General features: G+C 56.3%; 14 protein-coding genes. 6 read left to right on the forward strand and 8 right to left on the reverse strand.

All coding sequences use genetic code 11. The annotated features are described in order from the left end of the window. Positions 1 to 453: a carboxymuconolactone decarboxylase family protein gene (locus AC0B60_RS11850; protein ID WP_465086010.1), complete on the reverse strand. Its 453-nt coding sequence runs from the start codon at positions 451 to 453 to the stop codon at positions 1 to 3. Between the two features lie 133 nt (positions 454 to 586). On the opposite strand from AC0B60_RS11850, the gene AC0B60_RS11855 reads away from it, so the two are divergent. Continuing rightward, positions 587 to 1,432 carry a DUF72 domain-containing protein gene (locus tag AC0B60_RS11855; RefSeq protein WP_465086011.1) on the forward strand — a complete coding sequence of 282 codons (846 nt, stop codon included), beginning with the start codon at positions 587 to 589 and terminating at the stop codon, positions 1,430 to 1,432. 1 nt (position 1,433) lies between these two features. Here the strand turns inward: AC0B60_RS11855 and AC0B60_RS11860 are convergent, their stop codons facing one another. From AC0B60_RS11860 to AC0B60_RS11880, 5 genes are all read right to left on the reverse strand, one after another. Then, positions 1,434 to 2,075 carry a response regulator gene (locus AC0B60_RS11860; RefSeq protein WP_465086012.1) on the reverse strand — a complete coding sequence of 214 codons (642 nt, stop codon included), beginning with the start codon at positions 2,073 to 2,075 and terminating at the stop codon, positions 1,434 to 1,436. 54 nt (positions 2,076 to 2,129) lie between these two features. Continuing rightward, positions 2,130 to 3,521 (reverse strand): cache domain-containing protein, encoded by a 1,392-nt coding sequence (locus AC0B60_RS11865; RefSeq protein ID WP_465086013.1) that lies wholly within the window; start codon positions 3,519 to 3,521, stop codon positions 2,130 to 2,132. A gap of 118 nt (positions 3,522 to 3,639) precedes the next feature. After that, the gene (locus tag AC0B60_RS11870) at positions 3,640 to 4,932 is read right to left on the reverse strand and encodes a TRAP transporter large permease (RefSeq protein ID WP_465086014.1); all 1,293 of its coding nucleotides are present in this window, start codon (positions 4,930 to 4,932) and stop codon (positions 3,640 to 3,642) included. Then, positions 4,929 to 5,474: a TRAP transporter small permease subunit gene (locus AC0B60_RS11875; protein WP_465086015.1), complete on the reverse strand. Its 546-nt coding sequence runs from the start codon at positions 5,472 to 5,474 to the stop codon at positions 4,929 to 4,931. Before AC0B60_RS11875 ends, AC0B60_RS11870 begins: the two co-directional genes overlap by 4 nt. Before the next feature lie 119 nt (positions 5,475 to 5,593). After that, complete coding sequence (locus tag AC0B60_RS11880; protein ID WP_465086016.1) at positions 5,594 to 6,676, reverse strand: TRAP transporter substrate-binding protein; 1,083 nt, start codon at positions 6,674 to 6,676, stop codon at positions 5,594 to 5,596. 599 nt (positions 6,677 to 7,275) lie between these two features. Between AC0B60_RS11880 and AC0B60_RS11885 the strand changes: the two genes are divergently transcribed. Beyond that, positions 7,276 to 8,418, forward strand: coding sequence for a fibronectin type III domain-containing protein (locus AC0B60_RS11885; RefSeq protein WP_465086017.1), 1,143 nt, complete (start codon positions 7,276 to 7,278; stop codon positions 8,416 to 8,418). Positions 8,419 to 8,484: 66 nt separating this feature from the next. Here AC0B60_RS11885 and AC0B60_RS11890 read toward each other — a convergent pair whose 3' ends face one another. Further along, complete coding sequence (locus AC0B60_RS11890; protein WP_465086018.1) at positions 8,485 to 10,095, reverse strand: BCCT family transporter; 1,611 nt, start codon at positions 10,093 to 10,095, stop codon at positions 8,485 to 8,487. A gap of 130 nt (positions 10,096 to 10,225) precedes the next feature. Further along, positions 10,226 to 11,083 (reverse strand): DMT family transporter, encoded by an 858-nt coding sequence (locus AC0B60_RS11895; protein WP_465086019.1) that lies wholly within the window; start codon positions 11,081 to 11,083, stop codon positions 10,226 to 10,228. Between the two features lie 191 nt (positions 11,084 to 11,274). Here AC0B60_RS11895 and AC0B60_RS11900 point away from each other — a divergent pair, with 191 nt between their 5' ends. The 4 genes from AC0B60_RS11900 (at position 11,275) to AC0B60_RS11915 (ending at position 21,302) form a co-directional block, all read left to right on the forward strand. Further along, positions 11,275 to 14,601, forward strand: a complete 3,327-nt coding sequence (locus tag AC0B60_RS11900; protein ID WP_465086020.1) for an alkaline phosphatase family protein — start codon at positions 11,275 to 11,277, stop codon at positions 14,599 to 14,601. Positions 14,602 to 14,680: 79 nt separating this feature from the next. Further along, positions 14,681 to 15,493: a gamma-glutamylcyclotransferase family protein gene (locus AC0B60_RS11905; protein WP_465086021.1), complete on the forward strand. Its 813-nt coding sequence runs from the start codon at positions 14,681 to 14,683 to the stop codon at positions 15,491 to 15,493. Between the two features lie 9 nt (positions 15,494 to 15,502). Beyond that, a complete protein-coding gene (locus tag AC0B60_RS11910; protein ID WP_465086022.1) occupies positions 15,503 to 16,222 on the forward strand; it encodes a hypothetical protein in 720 nt (239 codons plus the stop codon). Positions 16,223 to 16,247: 25 nt separating this feature from the next. Continuing rightward, positions 16,248 to 21,302 (forward strand): diguanylate cyclase, encoded by a 5,055-nt coding sequence (locus AC0B60_RS11915; protein ID WP_465086023.1) that lies wholly within the window; start codon positions 16,248 to 16,250, stop codon positions 21,300 to 21,302. Positions 21,303 to 21,341 lie beyond the last annotated feature (39 nt).

Raw genomic sequence — 21,341 nt, forward strand, 5'->3', positions numbered from 1 at the left:
TTACAGTTTACGGTCATACGGATGAACCGCTCGAAAGCCCACGCTTATCCGATTCCAGACGTTGATCGCACCGATCAGCAACGTCAGGTCGACAAACTCCTTCTCGGTGAAATGCGCTCGCCCCTGCTCATAATCCTGAGTGGGCGCACCGGTGGCAGCCACGTTCGTCAGTGCTTCGGTCCAGGCCAGGGCAGCCCGTTCACGCGGCGTGTAAAGCCCGGATTCACGCCATGCAGACAACAGGTAGAGCCGCGCTTCACTTTCACCCGCCTTTCGTGCATCGCTGGTGTGCATGTGCAGGCAATAGGCACAACCGTTAATCTGGGACGCCCGGGTTTTCACCACATGGATCAGGCTGTGTTCCAGTCCACAACTGCCAACGTACTCCTCCAGGTGGGTCATTGCGGCAATGGCATCCGGGGAGGCCTGGTAGGCATTCAATCGCGTTTCCATTATCTTACTCCTCTGCATGGGGTGACATGGGGTGGCATCATGTCCACGTAGGTTCTACAGAGGTAGACGGGGCAGCCCTGATGTTTGTGACATACAGAAGCTAAATTTTAGCAAACGGTGATAAAACAGGACCATGGTACAACCCTATTTCCTCGGCTGCCCGCAGTGGCAACATCCCGACTGGACCGGCCGACTCCCTCCCGGTCAGAGCCCGCTGGCACGTTACAGCAGCGCCCTCAATTGCGTGGAGGGCAACACCACGTTTTACGCCACGCCCAGCCAGGAGCAGTGCCGACAGTGGCGCTCACAGGTGCCCGACGACTTTCGTTTTCTGTTCAAGTTTCCACGCTTGATCACCCACGACCGGCTACTGAGCGGCGCTGGCCGCGAAGTATCGGACTTTCTTGAGATAATTGCGCCACTCAACGATGTGCTTGGTCCAATCCTTCTGCAACTTCCCGCGAGTTTCGGGCCGGAGCGTCTGGAGAACCTGTGGCGATTTATGGATACCCTGCCTCCGCCTCTGACCTGCACCATTGAGGTTCGCCACAGCGCCTTCTTTGATAAGGGGGACGCCGAGAAAGCCCTGAACCGTGGTTTGAGGGAGCGTCGCATTTCACGGGTGTGCATGGATAGTCGAGCACTCTTTGCCGCTGCCGCGGATAGCGAGGAGACACGTGACGCCCAGCGCAAAAAGCCCCGGGTTCCGGTACACCTTCTTCCTGTGGATGCTGCGCCGGTGGTCCGATTTGTCGGCCATCCCGACCTGGAGGCCAACCGCCCCTTCCTGATGCCCTGGGTTGAGCGGGTGGGTGCCTGGATTGAAGAGGAAAAACGTCCCTACATATTCATGCATATGCCGAACAAAGGCGATGCCCTCTCCCTGGCCGCACTCTGGAACGAATTACTGCGGGAACGGGTACCCATGGTTAATGCCCTGAACCTCAACGATACGCAATCCCAGATTGGGCTGTTCTAGCTCAGAGCAACTGTTGGTCATAGGCGTACTTGGTAAGCTCTGCCGTGGTATTCAGTTGCAGTTTGGTTTTGATGTTCTGCCGGTGAGTCTCGACCGTCCTCACACTGATATTCAGTTCGTTGGATATGGCTTTGCTGCTGAACCCTTGAGCCACTTTGGAAAGAATCGCCTCCTCACGGCGGGTAAGGTTACTCTCCACAGGTTCCACTTTTTCCCCATGACGAAACAACGTCTCAGTCGCTGCCCGGCAGATGTAGGTGGCGCCATCAGCCACGGTACGAATGGCGCTCACCATTTCCTCAACCGATACGTCCTTCAGGATGTAGCCCTTGGCGCCATGAAACATCAGCTGTGAAATGTATTCCCGGTTGTCGTGCATGCTGAGGATAAGCACTTTCAGATCGGGATAGCGCTCCTGGAAAATTTTCGTTGTTTCAATCCCGTTCATGTTGGGCATACTGACATCCATCATGATCACGTCCGGCTTCAGGTCTTTGACCCGCTCCAGTGCTTCGAGCCCATCGGTCGCCTGGCCGACGACGTCGATGCCCTTTTCCTGTTCCAGCCGCGCCCTGATACCTTCCAGGACAAGGATGTGGTCATCAACCAGCATGACCTTCACTACAGATACTGATGCACTCATAGGACTGTTACCGTCAGGTTTACAATACCTCCAGACTTATCCTTATTCTTTCGACTATGCCTGGTATTGTTTGAACGAGGCCATTATCCGGGTTCCGTTACCTGGCCGCGGAGATACCTCAAACTCCCCTCCCAAGAATTCCACACGTTCGCGCATATTACGCAATCCAATGCCTCGCCTGGCGTATGCATCTTTCTCCACCATGCCTACGCCGTTGTCGGAAATGCACAGAAACAGGCCCTCTGCGTCTTCTTCCAGGCTCAGCGCCAACCGGGTGGCCTGGGCGTGTTTCTCAACGTTCGACAGGGCCTCCTGAACAATACGGTACAGCGTTGTGGCCACCTCCTCGGAAATATCCTCCTGCGGTGGCTGGATATCAATGTCCATGATAATCCCGCTACGTTCGCGGAAGTCATCCAGCAGTTGGGTGAGCGCCGCCAACAATCCCAGATCATCCAGTACGCTGGGGCGCAGATCATGGGAAATACGCCGTACTTCCTGTATCGCACGGTTTAGAACCTCTTCGCCTTTGGACAGCGACTCCTGGGCGACGGAGTCACCCTCGGGAATATGAGTCATAGCCGTTTCTAACCGGTATTTCACAGACACCAGCAGTTGGTTGATACCATCGTGCAGTTCCCTCGATACCCGGCGGCGCTCTTCCTCCTGGTGCTGTACCGTCTTGTGGCTCAATTCTTTCAGATTCTGGTCCGCCAGGCGATGTTCGTGCACGTTGAACAGAACCCCCGCGGACACCACAACACCGATGGATACCACCAGCGCCAACAGAATCGCCCATAAAGTCTGCTTGACGTTAGCGTCCACTCCCGCTTCGATGGCTCGCATTTCCGTGGCAATATCGTCGATATACAATCCCGTGCCAAACATCCATTGCCAGTCTTCAAGCTGCTCGACATAGCCGACTTTATCCACTTCCTTGGCCGTGGACGGCTGTTGCCACAGATACTGGTAATACCCCCCGCCATGTTCAGCGATCCGTATCAAATTCTGGATCAGATAGTCACCGCTGCTGTCCTGGAAATCGTACATATCCCGCCCAACCAAATCCGGTTGCGCCGCATGGACCAGGTTTAAGCCGTCATGGGTATAGGCATAGAAATAGCCATCGTCACTGAAAGACGCTTCCTGCATCAGAGCCATAACCTTGTCACGGGCTTCACTATCATTGGCGGCGTTCTGACGAACAAAATCGATAGCAGTACGCATGATGGAAACGTAGTCTTTCAACGCCGTTTCCTTGGACCGCCGCAAGTTCTGCTCAAAAATCTGCAGTTCACGTTCCATCAGTATGTCAGCCTGATGCAGGGTCACTGCGGAAAAAATACCGGTGACTACCAGCAATGGAACCAGGGCGAGCAGTATCAATTTTGTTCTTAACGACATGACCGTCACATTGTCCTTTATAAGCGCACGCCATCGAGGCATAGGTTGCGAGACTCCATCAGTCTAACCCAAACCATAAAAAAGAGCGGGCCTGGAGAAGAGTCTCCCCAGGCCCGCCAAACCTCCAATCAAGGTACTTCAAACAGATCGAAGCATGCTCTCAGGACGATGACATACCAAAGAACGCAGGGAAGATCAGGATCGCAATCAGCACCATAATCTGCAGCACTATGAACGGCGCAACACCGCGATAGATATCGGTGGTTTTAACCTCGGGCGGTGATACCCCTTTCAGGTAGAAAAGACTGAACCCGAACGGCGGCGTCAGGAAGCTGGTTTGCAGGTTCATCGCGATCAGGATCGCAAACCAGAGCATATTGATGCCCATCAGTTCAGCGATGGGAGCCAGGATCGGTACGATAATGAACGAGATTTCGACAAAATCGATGAAGAAACCCAGCACCAGAATGATGAGCATCGTCAGGATCAGGAAGCCCCATTTCTCACCCGGTAGTTGCAACATCCACTCTTCCAGCAGATAGTCGCCACCGGTGTAGCTGAATACCATGGAGAAGGCGGTTGCCCCGACCAGAATGGCGAAGACCATGGCTGTCACCTTGACCGTATCCCGGGAGCTTTCCCACATCATCCGCCAGGAGAACTGGCGATAGGCCACCGCCAGCACCAGCGCACCGACGGCCCCCAGGGCTGAAGATTCGGTCGGAGTCGCGATACCGGTAAAGATGGAGCCAAGCACCACAACGATCAATGCCAGCGGCGGTATGATCGCCATCAGGGCTTTGCCGATTTCCTGTGCCCGACTGTCATCGCTATCCCGCGGCATAGCAGGGGCCGTTCCGGGCGATTTCCAACTGACGAACAGGATATATCCGATGTATAACCCCACAAGCACCACACCGGGAACCACCGCGGCCTTGAACAGATCTCCTACTGGCAAGCCAAGCACGTCACCGAGGATGATAAGGATGATGGACGGCGGCACAATTTGCCCCAGGGTTCCTGACGCACAAATGGTGCCGCAGGCAAGCTTTTTGTCATAGCCATTAGCCAGCATGACCGGGAGCGAAATCAATCCCATGGCCACGACACTGGCACCCACCACTCCGGTGGAGGCGGCCAGTAAAGCACCGACCACGATGGTGGATATCGCCAGTCCTCCGGGCAATCCGCCAAACAGTCGCCCCATGGACTCCAGCAATTGCTCCGCCAATCGGGTGCGCTGCAACACGATACCCATATAAATGAACAGCGGTATCGCCATCAACACCGTGTTCTGCATAATGCTCATAATGCGGAACGGCATGAAGGCAAACAGTTGCGGACCCTCTGCAATCAGGCCAAAAATCAAGGCAACTCCGCCGAACGTAAACGCAACAGGAAAACCCCAAAGCAGCATGAAGAGGCAGACCCCAAACATTATCATCCCGATCATGCCAGACCTCCTGCACCGGTTTGCTCTTCGTAGGCGGACTCGTTGCTAAGCACCCTCAGAGCGAAGGTCGCCATGCCCACGCTGGCAACCGCCAGCCAGAATGACGAAAACGGAATCAGCCCTTTAACAATAAAGCGGTAGGGCAAACCTCCAGGATCCCCGCTGCTTTCCCCCATGTGATAGGCGTCCAGCATGTACCCCCAACCCAGCCAGGCGATCATGGCGGCAATCGGAAGCGCAAAAAATAGAGCCCCAACAAGATTGACCCAGGCCTTGAAAGTTTCACTGCGGCCGGCATAAAGAACGTCCACTCGCACGTGGCCATCCGTCCTCATGGCGTAGGGAATGCCCATCAGGAAGACAACGGCGTACAGGTGCCACTCCATTTCCTGCATACCGATGGATACCTCGTTGAAGGCATAGCGGGCCACCACATCGTAGAAAACATTCAGCATCATCAGGACAAAGGCCACGCTTGCGACCCAGCCACACGCTCGAGATACGGCGCCTAACCCGTCATCCACAGCAATTAACCAACGCATTACAGCTCCTCTTGCCGAAGCGGGGCTCCGGACCAATCGGGATTCAATAGGTCTCATGAAAACACCCGAATGCCGACACTCCTTGCGAAGCGCCGGGCATCGGGCCAATGGCGGGAAACTTACTCTTCCAGTTCAGCCATGGTGTTCAGGTAGGCGCGCTCAGAGATGTTGATATAAGCACGTGTTTTGTCCAGATACGCCTGCTGCGACTTGATAATGCGCTGGCCCTGCTCATTGTCCTGGGAATACTCTTTCAGGACCTTTTCGTTAGCCGCAACCATGGCTTTGAAAATGTCGTCGGGGAAGGTTTTGACCTGGACGTTCGGGTATTCGTCGCGAATCGAAGCCCAGGCTTGTGCATTGGCATGCACGGATTGGGTCAGCATGTCGTAAGATGCAGTACGCATAGAGACACGCAGGACTTCCTGCAGATCCGCAGGCAGCTCCTCCCAGACATCCTTGTTGATCAGGAACTGCAACTCGGTGGCGGGTTCATGCCAGCCGGTGTAGTAATAGTCAGCAATCTGCTGGAAACCCAGACGCAGATCCAGGGCCGGGCCTACCCACTCGACCGCATCAATGGTGTTGCGCTCCAGGGCGGTGTAAAGCTCTCCCGGCGGGATGTTGGTAGGATTAACGCCAACTTCGGCAAAGACTTCGCCAGCAAACCCGGGGATTCGCATTTTCAGCCCGTCGAGGTCTTCCAGGGTTTTGATTTCTTTGCGGAACCAGCCACCCATCTGGTTACCCGTATTACCGCCTGGGAACGACAGCATGTTATGGGGCTCGTACACTTCCTGCATCAGCTCCATACCGCCACCGTGGTAGAACCACGCCCATTGCTCCTGAGCGTTCATACCAAACGGCATACTGGTGAAGTAAAGGGTGTTGGGCACTTTGCCCTTCCAGTAATAAGACGCTGAATGGCCCATGTCGTATTGGCCCGCTTTAACCATATCAAAGACGCCAAAAGGTGCTTTGTGGCGGTTGGCGGAATCAATCCGGATCTTGAGGCGGCCGTTGGACATTTTTTCGGCCATTTCCGCCATGTTCTTGGTGGCATCACCGAAAATCGGGAAGTTCGGCCCCCAAGTCTCAGCGAGTCGGAGCGTGTAGCTCTTATCAGCAGCATGGGCAAAGGACGTAAACAGCGTGGAGAACACCACTGCGGCAATCGCAGCAGCTTTCAAGAAGTGTTTCATGATCTTGTTCCTGTTGTGTTTGTTTTTGAGAACGATGCTCGTGTCGTCATTCGCGACTTATGGTCACGATTTGAGCGATAGTTAACAATCCGTAGGAATAACCAAACCAACACGCAGTGATTACGTAGAACTTTGCAGGCAAAACTACGTATTAATACTTAGAGATGCATCCCGCTCCTGTTCACCGTTTAAATTTGTAAACACCAATAGCCACACCGCGCCCAAGCACCAGGCTCGGCCAATGGAACAAGTGTAAAAACCGTATTATTAACAGCGAACTAAGAAACCAAATTTGCTTTGATGGAACGTAACGTTCAGTCTCGCCATGTATCGCTCTGTAAGCGCCAACTTTCTGACGATTCTCGCACCAAGAATCCTGAACCAGACCGCATATAACCGAAAACTGCCGCGGTAAGATTCGCCCGAACTCGTCAATAAATTGGTGCGGAACAATGTCAAATTGCGGCAAAAAATCATCGAAGCATGGACTGCTGACTTTATCTGTAGCGGTTCTGCTTTCGGGCTGCGGTCTCGACATCACCTCACCAGACAATGCCACGACACCGAAATCTCAAGCGTCGACCGACCCGGATGTTGAAATGGTTGAGCTTGCCGGCGCCGCCATGAAAGGGGTTATTCAACAGGGCCTGGTGACCGCCAACCGCCTTATATCCGACAAGGGCGGCTACTACGCCACACTACAACAGGCTGAAAAGCCGGTTTTGACGGCAGACGATGGTAGTTATGTGTGGCAATTGCCAGGAAAGGCTGACAGCTGGGTTTTGGTAGAACTCACCGCCAACAGCAGTACTCGCATGATCTGCGACGTCGTCCCGCAATGCGAGCGTAGCGGCGCCGAGCCAGTTGCCTTTGGCGACCCCATGGCGCTGGACAATAATTTCAGGCTGCGCGGAGCTGGTGATCTTCGCATGGAAACCGTCAATCTTACGCCGCTGACCCATTTGGCCGTGGCGCTGGCTGGGCGCAGCGGAAACGGGCTCTCCCCGGAGGCACTTTCTGACGCTTATAAAAAGGTTGAAACCTGGTTTGGCCTATCAGCCGGTTCCCTGCACCTCAACCCGCCTGACCTGACCCGCCTGGACGGGTCTGATGGTGTATCAGCCGATGCGTTGCAGGTTGCGGTCGCCAATGCGGCCTTCCTCGCTCTGGTCAACAACAGCGCTCAGTGGGACAACATTTCCGATGTCCTGAACAACGTGGCAGCCCAGATCGCCGAAACCGGCCAGATCAGTCTGATGGGCGACGGCGAAAACGTCGCTCTGGCCGACCTCGTGTCTGCCGCGGCAGTGCAGGCATCCGAGCTTCAGGCCAAGGTGGATTCAAGCGTCATCAACCAGAGACTCGTGGTGGTTGAATACCGCAACGTGCAACGCTTCAAGACCATTGCGGACGTATACGGCGAAGACGATACCAGCGTTGTCGACACACCAGAGCCTGGCCCCGAAGAGACCGTTCCAGTCAACTCGGCTCTGCTGAGCTGGACCGCGCCGCTCACCAGAGAGAATGGTGACAGCCTGGCGATGGGCGAAATCGCTGGCTTTGAAGTGGTTTACGGCAACAGCGAGGACAACCTGGACCAAAGCCTGGCGATTGGCGACGCCTCTATCGAGGAGTTGCTGGTGGACGATCTCACCGGAGGCACCTGGTACTTTGCGATCCGCACCCTGGATACCGATGGCAACCGCAGCCGACTGTCAGAGGTGGTCTACAAGCAGATATAACGAGGCGTACACCTATCTTCGGCCCCAGAATATCGCGCCTGGAGGAATCCACCCGTTCAGATCAGATCACAACTGATCCGGCCCGGGTGGACTACCCACCCTCACTTCGCTGAGGTCCTCCTGTGCCAGGCCGCGGAACAGGGCGAACATCATGGCAAACACGAGGATGAACATCGGCAGACCAACAACGGTGATAACCTCCTGCAACGCGGTCAGCCCGGCGTCTCCCGCAAGTACAATCAGCATCGCTGCCAGCATACCTTCGGACACACCCCAGAAAACACGTTGATGCCATGGGCCCGGGTCCGGCGAGCCCGTGCATAACATATCGACTACCAGTGAAGCGGAATCTGATGAGGTCGCGAAGAAGATGGCCACAATCACCACCGCCAGGCCCTGAATCAACGTAGCTGCCGGGAAATTTTCAAAGAACGCGAACATGGCCAGGGGAACACTTTCCCCTACGGCTTGGGACAACACCCCAGCCTGGTCACCCAGCGCTTCCCTGGCCTCCGGCCCAATGCCGTCAATCTGCATCGCAGACCATCCGAAGATGGCGAACCAGATCAGAGTAAAAATCGATGGCGCGAACAGGACGCCGAGCACGAATTCACGAATCGTCCGCCCCCGCGAAATCCGCGCCACGAAGATGCCGATAAAGGGCGACCAGGTCACCGTCCAGGCCCAGTAAAACACCGTCCAGCTGCCTTGCCATCCCCAGCCGCCATCGTCGCCGGTATAACTTGCAAGCGTGTCGTTCCAGAAGGCCATGGGCAGCAAATTCGATATGTAGAGGCCAAACGTCTCAACCACCGCGCGCAGAAGGAAAACCGTCGAACCCGTAAAGAGCACGAATACCATCAGGCCAACGGCCATACTGATATTGATGTTGGACAGCCGCTTCACACCTGAATCCAACCCGGCGACGATCGACCCAACAGCAACAGCCGTCAGGATGGCAATGATCAGTACTTTAGTGACCACCGCATCCGGAATGCCAAACAACTCGGTCAGCCCTGCGTTGATCTGCTGGGTGCCCAGGCCGATTGACACCGCTACACCGAAAAGCGTGCCGAGGATAGCGAACACGTCGAGAGTCTTGCCTAAGGGCCCGTATATGCGGTCGCCGATCAACGGATAGAATACCGAACTGAAACGCATTGGCAGGTCGTAACGATAGATAAAATACGCAAAGGCAAGCCCCGGCATGGTGAAGATCGCCCAGGTATGCAGCCCCAAGTGATAGATGGCGAAGCTCATGGCATCGTCGGCGGCTTCGACCGAAAAGGGCTCGACATTCGGCCTCGGCGGTGAGGAAAAGTGCGAGATGGGCTCGGCCACGCCCCAGAACATCAGCACGGTGCCGATGCCGCCGGCAAACAGCATGGTGAACCAGGAGATATTGCCATAGTCCGGTTTCGCGTCGTTGCCGCCGAGGCGAATGGTGCCGAATCGGCTGAGCGCGACCCATAAGAGGAATGCCACCCAACTCGTCACCCCGAAAATGAAAAACCAACCCAGGTTGGTAACGATCCATTCACGCCCCGCTCCGAAGGCTTCTCCGATTGGACCGGGTGCGATCAAAAGCACCACCAGAAACAGGATCATGACCCCAGCGGACGTGAAAAAAATGGTCGGGTTGGTCCTGAGACCCAACTTTCTTGCGAGAGCTTCCATGGCGATTCCTCCCCGAGTCTGTCCCACAACAATAGGAGCAAATCGAACTGCACGCCAAATTGTAAGCAAGATTTCATGTTCCCAGAGACAAATGCCTATCGTCTGGGGAGGCTGAACTACTGATCGATCACTACGAGGACTTGCTTGAATAGAAGCTCAAGGCGGTCACCGTGATCAGAATGAAGCCCATACCGAGTAACTGGACGCCTCCCAAGCTCTCATTGAGCAGCACAATGCCGAAGAGCGCAGCGGTAACAGGTTCGACCATCGCCACAACGGCAGCGACCGTTGGTACGGTGTGCTTGAGGCCCACTATATAGCTTATAAAAGACACTCCACCGCCGAGCACACCCAGCGCCATGAACATCGACCATTCCGGTGCATCCAGGACAGCAATGACCTGCACAAGGCTTGCTGGCCAGATCAGAACAATACCGAGAACGGCAAACGCGATCACCAGAATGGCCTGAGGGCTGCCGCTCCTGGCAGCGAACTTGAAGCCAAAAATAAACACCGCATAGGACAATCCCGAAAGCAGACCGGCAACCACACCAACCCACGTAATATTGCTACTGCCAACGTCATAGATGCCCGTGAGTAAGGTAATACCGACAATAACGATGACAATGGCCACGCACTTGAATAGCGTCGGCTGCTCCAGCCCGATGGCAAAGGAAACAAGAAACACGAACACCGGGGCGCAATACATGAGGGTCGCAGCGACGGCAACGCTGCCCTCGGAGATACTCAGGAAATAAAATGAGAAGTTACCCGCCACCCCAAGGCCGGCCACCGCCGCCCAGAACCAGAGCCGCGGATTGCCTAAACCGCTGCTCTCTGGACTTAGAATCAGCCAGACAAGCACAAACAGCAGGCCGATAATTCCCCGGTAGAACGAAACCACGAACGAGCCCCATCCTTCGGCGAGGAGGATGGCGCCGATACCACCCGAAAGCCCCCAGAAAAATGCCGCAAATGCGACAAGCATTGCACTTCTTAGTGCTCGGTCGGCGGACTGTATCGGACTAAAGCCGCTCATGATGCACAGCATCCTTAAAATGTTGGTCTACTATTATGCCCCGACAACTTTCGGAAAAACGTCGCCTGAACAAACTTAGAGTTGCATGTGAATTCAACAGTTAACGCCGCCTTCCATGTATTTTTCATAAGGAGATCATTTTGCCAACTCAGGAAACGGGCACCAAGGGTACGAGTATCGATATCGGGCTGGGGTATTACCAGGAAATAGAGGGCCTGTTTCAATTCGGGGAGGATAGCCCAGACCTGGAGGACACTATTACCTTTGTGTTCAGCCAGACGTTGCAACGGGACCTCTTCTTCGGGGCCTGGGCGCAGGCCTACCGAAACGGCAACGGCGAGTATCGGCTGAAAATCAACAGCCCCCGTGATGATGTATCAGCCTATGAAACCCTGATTCCAGGATACATTGCCGCCGGCAAACAGGCGCTGACCAGTTACTACAAGAACATCCCATGGTCTGCACGCGAGGGATGGGAGTTTCTGTTGCCATTCGGGCTGGCCATGGCAAACGTGAAATCCATCCAGTTACTGCACTTCCCACCCCTGGAAACCTTCACCTACAAGGACTACCTATACTCCCCCACCAACCGCCGCTGGGAATGCCTGTTGGCGCAAAATGGCTTTAATGGGGCCGACAACACCGCTGTTGAGCGCATCGTGGATGTTGCCCCCATCGCAGCCCCCGGTGGTGCCGGCAGTGAACTCAGTGATTACAATGAGGCCTTTATCCCTTACGCGAAAGCGCAGCTTCGGAACTTCCTGCGTCCGTTGAAGGAGACCGGCCACTCGTTCACCCAACCCATGGTTGCTTACGGCGAACCTGTCCACGATTGGCTCCGACAGGCCTTTGGACTAACGCGCTCGCCCTGCACCCTGGAGATCATCCCGCTCACCATCATTGACGGGGCCGATGGCCAACCCGCCCCGACAACCTGGGTACTGTGTGCAAACCACCCCAGTGAGTATCTCTACGACACCAACCTGCCATTGAGCGATGCCTTTAAACCCAACGGTGAATATCCCCCGCCCATCAACGTGATGTGCCAAGATTTGATTACTGCGGGCTGGCAGGCCCATATGGCAGACCACCCCGGCGATGACCCACATAAAATCCTGGCGGACCTCGAGGCACACTGGGGATGGGATTCTGCCAACGAAACAGTCAGGAAGGACAAGGCTGATGCGCTTCTGGCAATCATGAAAGAGCAGAACCACGAATTCAGCCTCGACAACAACAGCTTCGTCCCCACGGAGGCGCAAAGCACGGCAGGCAGCTTTGTGCTGACTCGCAATCCGGCATCGGAAGCCTATTCCGCGTACGCCTTCCGCCCTTATGTCGACCGCCCCTTCTCTGAAGTGCCAACGACCAAACATGCCCGCTTCCCTGCCAACCACCGGCTGATGCAGGTGGGAGGATACCTGGTTGACTGGACACCGCCTGAGGCAGACGATGATGTAATCCACTATCGCCTACTGACGTTCGACCGCAACAGCGGAAACCCCCTGGCGGAAAAGACGCTGGGCTACGGCACCTGGAAAAAAGAGAAGTTTTTCGGCAACTATCGCTCCAATTTCGGCGCAAGTTTTGAGCAAATCGAACTGATCGGCCTGCCGGGTTATGTGCTCAGCATTATTCCTGCCGATGGACGGCGCAGCTATCAGTTGTGGAGTTTTGATCCGCAGTCCGAGGGAGACTGCCTCTCCGATGGCGAATTCCAAAGCGGTGGGTTCCGCGATATAGCCGCAGACCGCGAACTCTATGCCATCGGCAACTATATGCTGGACCGCAAAGGCTCGAGTTACCGGGTCTGGAGTTTTGATCCGCAATCGGCACCGCCACTGGCACTTCCCACCGTGCAAAGCGGTAATTGGAGCAACATCGACCAAAGTGACGCGATGGCCATAGTCGACGGCCACATTGTGACGTGGAAACCGGACGCCCCTTCTGCAGGCTGTCGTATATGGCGATTCGATGCCAACAGCGCCAATCCCCTGGGCGACAAGCCGATCAATTCAACACCGCTTCCAGACGGCTTCGCACCAACTTCGACAGTGTTTGGTGTGGTACCCGGCCAACCTCTCCACAAATCCCGGGAGAAAACGCCTGGCACCGTAGAATTCATGCGTAGCAAGATCGAGCATGTCGTTTACTACATGCTGGAAAGCCGGTCTTTCGACAACGTTCTGGGATGGCTCTACGAACGGGGGCAAAAAGATGGCTTGAACTGGATCGGCGCCAATACCGATGGTTTTCGGGGCCTCGACACAGCGATGAGCAATCCCCTGCCGGACGGCCGGGATGCCCATGTGAGCCAGTACATGGAGGGCAGACTGAGTAACGACTTTGTGCTTGGTGGGCCGGCCCAGGACCCCTGGCACGACAACAGCGATGTGCTGATGCAGATGTTCCACGGTTATGGAGGCTATGCCGAGCGCGCGCAACCGAAGATGGATGGCTTTGCATGGAACCAGAACAGTGCTGCGGTGCTATCAAGCTTCTCCCCGCAACAGTTATCAGTATTGAATGGCCTTGCCCAACAGTTCGCGCTGAGCGACGACTGGTTCAGTTCAATACCCGGAGGCACCGATGTCAATCGTGGCTTCTCCGTCAGCGGCTCGGCCTATAACCGGCTGGGTACCTGGGAGGGCGGCAAAGCCTACCAGGACTGGCCAGACAAAGCGCACCGCCAATCACTGTGGAAAACCCTATGGAGTCACGGCCACCAGGACTGGAAAATCTATTACAGCATTCTTTGGGAAAAGGCTGTGTTTACCCATCAGCTTTACCTCAAAGGTCAGATACCAGAGGTGGATGCGGCATGGGCCCAAGCAGTGCTGGATGCGGGACGGAAAGGCGATCTGCCCAGCTCAACCTGGATAGCCCCGTTGCAACAATTCTACGACGACGTGAAATACGATGCTCTGCCCCGCTTCAGCTATCTCGAGCCTGCCTGGGTTGGCGCTGACTGCACCTCCTACCACCCCGGCTCTTCATCAGATGGTATCAACTCAGTGGTGCCCGCTGAACGGGCCCTCAATGAAATTTATCAGGCCCTCAGCAGCAACAAAGAGCTTTGGTCGAAAACGCTTCTCGTAGTCACATTCGACAAGAACGGCGGCCTGTTTGATCATCAGCCACCACCCTATGCCCGAAAACCCTGGCCAAACGACCGAACCGATGGATTCGAGTTTGATATCATGGGCCCCAGGGTGCCGGCGATTTTTGCATCGCCCTGGATCAAACCAAGGACGATCCTGCGCAGCGACTGCGGCCGACGTTTTGACGCGACGTCGTTTGCCGCAACCCTGCTGGACTGGTACGGCGTCGCCCGCGAGACTTGGGGGCTGGGAGACAGGATCACGGAAACACCCACGTTTGAAACGCTGTTCACAGAACAGAAGCCCCGCGAAACGGCACCAACATTCCCGGTACCCTATGACAAGGACTTCCCAAAACGTGGATAAGCCAACCCGCCGCGGCGTTTCCCGTGGCGAGTTATAGAAAAGTACCTAAGGGCAGGTTAACCTGTAACCTATTGAATCTATGTTTTACTATTTTGGCTTTGGTTCCAACATGAGCATGCTCTCGCTGAGAGCGAAGGGTGTCGAGCCTCAGGCATCCAAGAAAGCAGTGCTGCGCGGATGGCGGTTGCGCTTCAACGTGCAGCATTTCTTCCGACATGAAGGCGGTGTTGGCAACATCGAAAACACCGGCCACCCGGATGACCGAGTGCTTGGCGTGCTCCACGAATGCCCGGATGAGGCGCTTTCACTGCTGGACCAGGCAGAAGCCTACGGGCATGGCTATGACCGTATAGAGATCGAGGTGGAGCCGGATGGCCCTTGTGCGAAAACCGCTCCGAAGGTCTCTGCCCTCACTTACGTGGGCATGCCCCAGTTTATCGACAACGGCTGCCGGCCCAGCCGTCGTTACCTGAACATCGTTCTGGAGGGTGGCCGCCAGGCCGGACTGGATGGCACATACCTGGAGTCATTGGCCAGGCAGCCAATTCATCAACTTGATGAGTATCCAACGTTCACGGCACCACCCGGCGACTACCCGACATTTGACCGGGAGTTGCTGGCAAAACAGCCGCTTTACACCGCGCTCTACGGGGCCGTGTTTGACATGTCCGAGGCACGGCCTCTGCACCACTTCCTCAAAGGCTTTTTTGGAGCCAGGGACATGACACTTTTTCACCTCAGGCGGTTGGACAGCAGCAACGTTAATGAAACCATGGACGATATCCGGAAAGGACGCCTCAACAAGGCCCAGAAGCAATACCTCAACGCCTATCTGAACGAATACGCCAGAGAGTATCGCTACGTTGGCCGCTATAATTATGATAAGGACTGAGGAGTTCTCATGCCGTCTTTCCCGCCAGCCCTGGCACACAATGCTATCGAAGAGATCCTGCCGGATCTGTTTTTTGTCAGCGGTGCCATGGAAACCGTTCTTATGGACCTGGACTGGCAGTTCAGCCGCAACATGACCATCATCCGTGATGGTGAACGGCTTATCCTCATTAACACGGTTCGCCTTGGTGATGACGGCCTGGCGGAACTGGACCGACTGGGAAAAGTAACCGACGTGATTCGGCTCGGCGCTCTACATGGGCGTGACGATGCGTTCTATGTTGACCGTTACCAGGCGCAGTACTGGGTGATGCCAGGTCTGGAGCCAGAGGACCACAGCGGCACGGAAAGAAAGGCAAACGTCCTCGGCCAGTCGCTGCCTCTTAGCGATGCATCGCTATTTCAGTTCCAGACCACCAGCATCCCTGAAGGCGTACTCCACCTCCATCGTGATGGCGGCGTCCTGGTGGCCTGCGACGCCTTGCAGAACTGGCTGAAACCCGACGAGCACTTCTGCGACGCCTCGCGACAGCGAATGGAACAGATGGGCTTCTTCACACCCGCCAACATTGGCCCGGTCTGGCTGCAGGCAGCAGAACCCGCTGCCGAGGATTTTAACCGCCTCAAAACGCTGAATTTCAAACACGTTCTCTGCGGCCATGGGCAACCTCTGCTCGATAGTGCCAAAGAGGACTTCAGCGCCACCTTCAGTCGAGTGTTTCATTGCTAAGCGCGACCCCCAGGAGCGGCACCTGATGCAAAGCGAATTACAGCTGCCCGGATACACAATCTCCTTCTGCCTTTGGAGAAAGGCAGGCCGGGCGGCCTATCGCGCTCGGCGACTCTCGGATGGCAAAGACGTCTGCGTGGAAACCCTCGACACCGAGTATCCGGACCGCAGGCAGGTAGCCATACTCAATCATGAAGCCAGTCTTGCCGCACGGCTCGAGGGCGTGAAAGGCGTACGCCGGGTTCATGACATACTGCCACACGGCAGCGGGAACCTGGCGCTCGTCACCGATCTCTATGAACGTTCGCTTGCCTCGGTACTGGCAGAGAGCAGTAACAAACGTTTGCCCCTGCCCCAGGTACTGGAAATTGCCCAGGCCCTGGTGCAAATCCTGAGCGATATTCACGCGCAGGATATCGTGCACAAGTCGCTGACACCCCACAACGTCCTGTTTGACCCCAGAAGTGGCGCGCTGGCGTTATCGGGCTTTAATATGGCATCGGAACTGGGGCAGGAACGGCAAGCCAAGCATCTCCCCAACCAGCCCGAGGCGGCACTGGCCTACATGTCGCCGGAACAAACCGGACGTATGAACCGAAGCCTCGATTACCGCTCGGACTACTATTCCCTCGGTTTGCTGCTATTTGAACTTCTGACCGGCCAACCTCCGTTTACAGCCAACAATACCCTGGAGTGGGTACATAGCCACATCAGCCGCGTGCCTCTGGCGCCTCACACATTGTTTGAGGACATACCCGAGGCCCTTTCTGCCATCGTGCTGAAGCTTCTGGCCAAATCCCCGGAAGAACGTTACCAAAGCAGCCTGGGTCTGTTGTACGACCTATCTCGTTGCGCCACTGCGATAGAACAGGATCTGCCACTGGCGCCCTTCACACTGGGCAAGAAGGATCACCTGCAGAAGTTTCTGATTCCCCAGGCACTTTACGGCCGCGAGCGCGAGCTGCAGGAGCTGCTGGGCCTGTTCGAGCAGGCGGTGGAGGGACGATCCCGCTTCTGCCTGGTTCACGGCTACTCCGGCGTTGGCAAGTCGGCACTGGTCAACGAAATTGATCGCTACCAGATCCGCGAACGCGGCTTCCTGGTCCAGAGCAAGTTCGACCAGTTCCAGCAAAGTGAAGCCTATTCAGCACTGGCAGCCACCTTTCGAGCCCTCGTGCAGCAAATTATGCTCGAGCCCGACGACCAGCTTGACGGCTGGCGCACCGAACTGCTCAGTGCGCTGGGGCCCAACGGCGCCCTGGTGATCGACCTGGTCCCGGAACTGGCACTGATCATTGGCGAACAGCCCCCGGTGACCGAGCTGCCACCCTCAGAGAGCCGCAACCGGTTGCAGTTGGTGCTAACCGCATTCTTGCGGGTGTTTGCCGGTGAAGGCCACCCGGTCGTCCTGTTCCTGGACGACCTGCAGTGGAGCGACACCCCAACCCTAGACCTGATACGCCGTATAGTCACTTCCAGAGACCAAAGCCATCTACTGTTGATCGGCGCCTATCGCAGCAACGAAGTCGGCCCTGGGCACCCGCTCAGGTTGCTCCTGGATGACCTTAACAACCATCGGCGAATTCACCAGATCCCTGTGGGGCCTCTTGATCAATCGTCGGTGAACCATCTGGTAGCCGATGCCTTACGTTGCGAGCCGGAAACAAGCCGCACGCTGAGCGAGATGCTTTTTCACCGGGCCCAGGGCAACCCCTTCTTTACCAACGAGTTGCTGCGGCAGTTCCATACCCAGGGGGCAATCTGGTCAGACTCGGGAAGTGGCCAATGGCACTGGCAGCTCGACAGAGCCAGTTGGGAAGAGACCAGCCATGACGTGGTCGAGTTCATGCTGGACAACCTGCGACGGCTCCCAGACGAGACACAGAACGTACTTCAACTGGCCGCCTGCATCGGTAATACCTTTACCCTGAAAACGCTCGCCACCATCTATGAACATACCGTTGCCGCGACCGCCCAGGCTCTGCTGCTAGCGCTGAAACAGTACACCGTGCTGCCACTACACAGTGATTATCGCCTGGCGAAACACCAGAATGAAGAACTGGTGCTGAACCCCAACTATCGTTTTCAACATGACCGGGTGCAGCAGGCCGCCTACAATCTCATCGCAACCGACGAACTCCCACGGGTACACCTCACGATCGGGCGCCTGATGTTGCAACACAGCGGTGGGCAGGTCGCCGATGACCAATTGATTGATATCGTCAATCATCTCAACCAGGGGCGGTCGCTGATCCAGTCCGAGGAAGAACGCCTTCAACTGACCGAGTTCAACCTTCGTGCCGGCAGTCGCGCCCGGCAAACCTCTGCCTATCAACAGGCGCTGGACTATTTGCAGGTCGCCGAGGAATTGCTGCCAGGCGACGCCTGGTCACTGATGCCCTCACTGATGACCACATTGGCGTCGGAGATACAGCTTTGCCTCTATCTCACCGGGCGCACCGAAGACGCCGACCATTGGCTGGAACAGATGCTGGACCATGCAGAGTCCCGGCTACACCGCGCCGACATCCTCGCCATACGCACCCGGCAGAATGCCACACTGGGCAGAATGGAGGCGTCGATCCACGCTGCCATTGAAGGGCTGGCGCTGCTGGGCGTCAATTTCACCGAACACCCCAGCCAGCACGATATTGATGTCGAACGCCAACAGGTACTGGCAAACCTGGCTGGCCGCGAAATCACCGACCTGGTTGATGCACCAATCATCGAAGACCCTGCCACGTTGACCGCCATGCGCCTGCTGATGGAGATATTTGCGGCCGCGTTTCTTTCTGGCAACAAGCTGTTCAGCTACCTGGTGCTAAAAGCGGTCAACCTGGCATTGCATCGGGGCAACTGCCCGGAATCGGCGTTCGCCTATGCCGCCTACGGCATGCTTCTGTGTGGTGAGCTGGACGAGCCTGCCCTTGGCTATCAGTACGCCAAGGTTGGCCTGGCGATCAACGAACGGCTCGACGACCTCAGCCTGAGGGCGCGCGTTATCTATGTATACGCCATGTTCGTTCATCACTGGAGCAACCACTGGGCAACGCTAACGCCCTGGTTCCGCAAGGGCATCGAGGCGGGTTATCAATCCGGTGACCTGCTCTACCTGGCCTACAGCGCCCAGGATTGTGTGATCTGGGACCCCGGCATGGACCTGGAAACCGCAAGCCAGTTGCACGAGGAAAACCTCGACATCGTTCGCGAGTGCGCCTACCAGGATTCACTGGACTCCGGGTCCCTCTTCCTGCAGATGCAGCGCAATTTTCTCGGCTTCACCCACGACCAGTCCAGTCTGAGCAGCGATGACTTTGATGACCAGGCGTGTCTCGAGGCGATGAGTGCCCGCCGGTTCATGACCGGCATCGCCAATCATCAAATCTACAGTGCCGAGATCAACCTGCTCTATGGGAACTACGAACAGGCGCTGTACTTTGTAAAAAAGCAGGACAAGCTGATCAAGTCCGCGATGTCCCTGCCCCAACTTGTGCGCTTCTACATCGTTGCCAACCTCACACTCACGACCCTCTTCCCCACCATGGACAAGACGGAGCAACAGGCCACACGGGAACGCCTGGAACGGGACCGGGCGCGCATGACCCGTTGGGCGGACAATTGCGAAGCGAATTTCCGCCACCTTCAATGGCTGATGACCGCAGAACTCGCCCGCCTGGATGGCAAGCACGACACCGCACTGGAGCTCTACGACACGGCCATTGATACAGCACGGGCAAACGGCTTCCTGCACGATGAAGCCACGGCCTTTGAGCGAGCCGCACGGCATCTACTGGCACTGGGCAGACGGCGCTCTGCCGAGGGCTATCTCCGTGGTGCCCACGGGGTATACAACCGCTGGGGCGCCCAACGCAAAGTAGAGCAGCTGGAGGAAGAATTCCCGGTGCTTCGTCAGTGGATTCAGGCCCACCTCACCCCACCAGGGAGCCATTTAACCAGCCTCGATCTCGCATCGGTTATGAAAGCCTCCCGAGAGATCTCCGGCGAGATGGTACTGGACCAGCTGCTGCAGAAAACCCTGGCAATTCTGCTGGAAAATGCCGGTGGGCAATGGGGCTGCCTAGTTGTCCGGGCCGGGGGCGAGTTTAGTATTGAGGCCGTAATCCGGCCAGAACAACAGTCATCGCAGGTTGAAATCCCCACCCACTCAACACTCAATGATCGTCAGGGCAAGCCACTCGCCCTGCCGATGAGCGTGATCAGTCAAGTGTTTCAACGAGGCGAAGCCGTAGTCTTACACGATGCCAAGGCCGACGGCCCCTTTGTGAACGACCCCTACACCATTCACCTGCATCCTCGCTCGGTATTGTGTGCCCCAATCATCGTACGGGACCGCTTTGAAGCCGCGGTATACATGGAGAACAACCTGACCGACGCCGTCTTCACCGATGACCGGGTGGAATTGATTCAACTGCTCTCGGCCCAGGCGGCTGTCGCCATCGAAAACGCCCGACTCTACACTCAGGTACAGGACCATTCCCGGCTCTTGGAAGAGAAGGTGGTTGAACGCACGGCAGAGTTGGAAGAGCTCAATGAAGAACTACAACGCCTGGCAGACCGCGATGGCCTGACCGGCGTCGCCAACAGGCGCTCCGGAGACGCCTACCTCAAGGACACATGGCTGCGCCTGCGGCGCCAGCCCCAGCCGTTATCGGTGGTTATGCTCGATGTGGATCACTTCAAGCACTTCAACGACAACTACGGCCATCAGATGGGTGACGAGTGCCTGATCCAGGTTGCCGAGACGCTGCAGGCGCAACTGCACCGCTCAACCGACATGGTGGCGCGCTACGGGGGAGAAGAGTTTATGTTGATACTCCCCAATACAGACGAGAGCGGTGCACTACGGGTTGCCGAAAACGCCCGACTCGCCATCGAGTCACTCGACATCCGGCACGACCATTCAACAGCGCGAGACTGCATTACCGTCAGCGTGGGCTGCGCCACCATCGTTCCCGACGACAAGAGCAGGCTTGAAGAATTGGTCTTTGCCGCCGATGCGGCACTCTACAAAGCCAAAGAGAGCGGCCGGAACCGGATCCAAGCTGCTGAGAGTGCTTAAGGTAACGGAAATTTTTCACCAAACTCAGCGACTTTGAGA

This window comes from Marinobacter sp. V34, assembly GCF_055524115.1.

Bases quoted from the DNA above. Each gene is read 5' to 3' on its own strand.
- AC0B60_RS11850 (WP_465086010.1), bottom strand. From the start codon at position 453: ATGGAAACGCGATTGAATGCCTACCAGGCCTCCCCGGATGCCATTGCC.
- AC0B60_RS11855 (WP_465086011.1), top strand. From the start codon at position 587: ATGGTACAACCCTATTTCCTCGGCTGCCCGCAGTGGCAACATCCCGAC.
- AC0B60_RS11860 (WP_465086012.1), bottom strand. From the start codon at position 2,075: ATGAGTGCATCAGTATCTGTAGTGAAGGTCATGCTGGTTGATGACCAC.
- AC0B60_RS11865 (WP_465086013.1), bottom strand. From the start codon at position 3,521: ATGCCTCGATGGCGTGCGCTTATAAAGGACAATGTGACGGTCATGTCG.
- AC0B60_RS11870 (WP_465086014.1), bottom strand. From the start codon at position 4,932: ATGATCGGGATGATAATGTTTGGGGTCTGCCTCTTCATGCTGCTTTGG.
- AC0B60_RS11875 (WP_465086015.1), bottom strand. From the start codon at position 5,474: ATGCGTTGGTTAATTGCTGTGGATGACGGGTTAGGCGCCGTATCTCGA.
- AC0B60_RS11880 (WP_465086016.1), bottom strand. From the start codon at position 6,676: ATGAAACACTTCTTGAAAGCTGCTGCGATTGCCGCAGTGGTGTTCTCC.
- AC0B60_RS11885 (WP_465086017.1), top strand. From the start codon at position 7,276: ATGGTTGAGCTTGCCGGCGCCGCCATGAAAGGGGTTATTCAACAGGGC.
- AC0B60_RS11890 (WP_465086018.1), bottom strand. From the start codon at position 10,095: ATGGAAGCTCTCGCAAGAAAGTTGGGTCTCAGGACCAACCCGACCATT.
- AC0B60_RS11895 (WP_465086019.1), bottom strand. From the start codon at position 11,083: ATGCTTGTCGCATTTGCGGCATTTTTCTGGGGGCTTTCGGGTGGTATC.
- AC0B60_RS11905 (WP_465086021.1), top strand. From the start codon at position 14,681: ATGTTTTACTATTTTGGCTTTGGTTCCAACATGAGCATGCTCTCGCTG.
- AC0B60_RS11910 (WP_465086022.1), top strand. From the start codon at position 15,503: ATGCCGTCTTTCCCGCCAGCCCTGGCACACAATGCTATCGAAGAGATC.
- AC0B60_RS11915 (WP_465086023.1), top strand. From the start codon at position 16,248: ATGCAAAGCGAATTACAGCTGCCCGGATACACAATCTCCTTCTGCCTT.